The sequence below is a fragment of the Desulfosporosinus metallidurans genome (assembly GCF_001936615.1).
In the GTDB taxonomy this organism is placed as follows: Bacteria; Bacillota; Desulfitobacteriia; order Desulfitobacteriales; family Desulfitobacteriaceae; genus Desulfosporosinus; species Desulfosporosinus metallidurans.
In genome coordinates this window covers 1-1,677 of the sequence record NZ_MLBF01000143.1, presented here as the reverse complement: position 1 = coordinate 1,677, position 1,677 = coordinate 1, and the positions used below count along the sequence as shown (strand labels likewise).

Annotated in this window: 2 protein-coding genes; both read left to right on the top strand. The window is 43.5% G+C overall.

Annotated elements, in window-relative coordinates:
* Window positions 1-475: HTH domain-containing protein (locus DSOL_RS25990; protein WP_235839015.1), on the top strand; the 475-nt coding region annotated here is incomplete at its 5' end.
* A 5-nt stretch (window positions 476-480) separates the two neighbouring features.
* On the top strand, window positions 481-1,434 hold the full coding sequence (locus tag DSOL_RS25985) for an IS3 family transposase (RefSeq protein ID WP_075367584.1): 954 nt from the start codon (window positions 481-483) through the stop codon (window positions 1,432-1,434).
* The last annotated feature ends 243 nt before the right edge of the window (window positions 1,435-1,677 follow it).

Genomic DNA, 1,677 nt, shown 5'->3' with positions numbered 1-1,677 from the left:
AACCTCGGACAATAGTGGTTTTGACTCCAGTTCAGACAGGTATTACAATAAAACTGATCTGAATTGGAGGAATACCGCCATGGCTAACAAGAAATTTACTGAAGAAGAAAGGAATCATCTCCGAGCAAGTCCTTATGTCTTGGAAGTAAGTCCTAGTATTGTGCATTTCTCTGCCAAGTTTAAGGAACTGTTTTGGAATTCAATACTAGAAAGAAAACAGCCGCGAGATATTATTCTCGAACTCGGAATTGATCCAGATATTCTTGGCGAATATCGTGTAAATGGGTTGAAAGGTATGATCCATAATGAAGTTCGAGCGGGAAAAGGCTTCAGAGACTTAACAACATACGGGTCATATCTCAAAGAATACACAGATCCAGAAGCAAAAGTAAAATACCTCGAACAACAACTGGCATATAAAGATCAGGAAATAGAGTTTCTAAAAAAAATTGTATCTTTAGGCCGGGAGGATTAGGAATCATGAATGTTTCCGCATCTGCCAAGTATGCAATCATTCGTGAGATGACCCAGCGAGACAACAATTTGCTGAATATTGCCTGGTTGTGCGCTGCTGCCTGTGTTTCGAGGTCCGGATACTACCATTACCTTGAAACGGAAGGACTCAGACGACAACGTGAAGAACAAGGCCAAAAGGATTTTCTAATAATTCTGGAGGCGTACCGGTTTCGTGGTTATAACAAGGGAGCCCGCGGTATTTACATGCGGCTTCTTCATATGGTGCCTCCGGTACACATGAACATTAAGAAGATCCGACGTTTGATGAACAAATATAGACTAATATGTCCTATTCGCAAAGCAAATCCGTACCGAAGAATGGCCAAAGCACTTAGAACCAGCAATGTTGCCCCCAACCTGCTGAACCGGGAATTTGAAGCACACGGCCCCCGTGCTGTTCTACTGACGGATATCACCTACATCATTAATGGGAAGGCACCACGGTGCTATATGTCTACTATCATCGACGCCTGTACAAAAGAGTTGCTCGCTTGGGTAGTGAGCGAATCTCTCGAAATCGATTTTGTTCTAGCAACAGTGAACCAGCTCATCGAGAATTATGGTATCTCTTTGACAGCCGAGACCCTGATTAATTCGGATCAAGGGGTACACTACACAAGTATGAAGTTTATCCAGCTGATAAAAGACAGTGAACTAAGGCAGTCCATGTCCCGAAAGGCAAACTGTTGGGATAACGCTCCGCAGGAATCCTTTTACGGTCACATGAAAGATGAAATTGACATTTCAAAGTGCACAACGTTTGAAGAAATTCACCAAGTAATAAGCGACTGGACCGATTATTACAACATCGAGCGATACCAATGGGATTTGGCAAGATTAGCTCCAAGGGAGTATTACAAGTATCTCGTTACAGGAAAATACCCTTTAACAATACCAAAAGCAAAAGGTGAAAATTGAAGGTGGGGCTCTGCCCCACACCCCGAGGTTTTTCGCTTGGTTTCCAGGGAGGCAGTTCATGATTTCAATAAAAAGAAGCGGTGCTGATACGCATCGCCTCCCTTGTAAACCCACACGGGCGCTCGGGTCGCTCCTCAGCGTTGCCCTATCCTCCCTTGCGGTAAAGCACGGTTAGTATAGCATAAATACCTTTTGATTGGAATTCCAAAAACCCATATTGTCCTTGACATGGGGTACACATTA

Excerpts from the sequence above, each read along its gene's own strand:
- DSOL_RS25985 (WP_075367584.1), top strand. The coding sequence starts at position 481 with ATGAATGTTTCCGCATCTGCCAAGTATGCAATCATTCGTGAGATGACC.